General features: G+C 37.6%; 1 pseudogene. It reads right to left on the reverse strand.

The window, feature by feature from the left end:
- Positions 1–891 (reverse strand): annotated as a pseudogene (tet(O), locus tag IAG03_RS14025) (tetracycline resistance ribosomal protection protein Tet(O)); the annotation flags it as partial.
- Between the last annotated feature and the right edge of the window lie 312 nt (positions 892–1,203).

Here is a 1,203-nt window from a genome sequence, read left to right on the forward strand (position 1 = left end):
CGGAACACACATCTCTGTGATTTTTATTTTCTCTTTTTCAGATATTCTAATAACATCCCTCAAATGCAATGTTCCGCTATATATACGCACATAAACAAAACGCCGCCTTTTCTCTGAATATTCAATCTTAAAAACCTGCCCGCATAGTTCAGATTGACCTTCAGGCGTTGATGAATAAAATTTACTGGCAATCACTTCTATAAGCTGCCGAATCCCCAGATTGTTTTTAGCGCTTCCGTGATAAACGGGAAATAACGTTCCGTTTTGGAATCTCCTGTTTTCTTCCTGTTCCAGTTCTGACATTTTAAACGGTTTCCCTGACATATATTTCTCTAATAGTTCATCGTTTCCCATAATTACCGCATCCCACTGTTCCATATCGTCATTGTCCGTTACATTTATATGGGGATGCTGCCCAACCTTTTGCTTCACTATAATTTCCGAAGAAAGCTTTGCTTTCATTTCTCGATATACCATTGGCAAATCAATCCCCTCTTGGTCAATTTTATTGATGAAAAAAATTGTCGGAATCTTCATTGTCTGTAGTGCATGAAACAGTATACGGGTCTGTGCCTGTATGCCATCCTTTGCAGAAACTAATAATACTGCTCCGTCTAATACGGATAAAGAACGGTATACTTCCGCCAAAAAATCCATATGGCCTGGCGTATCTATAATGTTGACTTTTACATCCTCCCACTGAAAAGATGTCACTGCTGTCTGGATAGTGATTCCCCTTTGACGCTCCAAATTCATTGTATCTGTCCTTGTTGTGCCTTCATCTACGCTCCCTAGTTCTGCAATTGCACCACTGGTATACAATAAACTTTCCGTTAATGTTGTCTTTCCTGCGTCAACGTGAGCCAGAATGCCTAAGTTAATTATTTTCATGTGATTTTCCTCCTATCAACACCCAAAAAAGGGCATAAAAATACCCAGTGATAAATACTCCTATCACTGGGTAAATAACTCCAATAGCCCCAAAACACTTATATGTTTTCGGGCATATAAAATTACATGATAAAAGTATTCTTAAACTGGGTACAAAAAACTAAGCCCCATATTAAAAGTGAAACGAGACTGCTACTTTTTGTTCCCACTATCAAATTGACAGTTTATTTAAGAATACCTTGCCGCATATTTATTAACTCCTTGTATAATACTGAATCTAATTATATTCCTTAACCCTTTATTTGTCAAGCT

Origin of the sequence: Yeguia hominis (genome assembly GCF_014384705.1) — a bacterium.
GTDB lineage: Bacteria > Bacillota > Clostridia > Oscillospirales > Acutalibacteraceae > Yeguia > Yeguia hominis.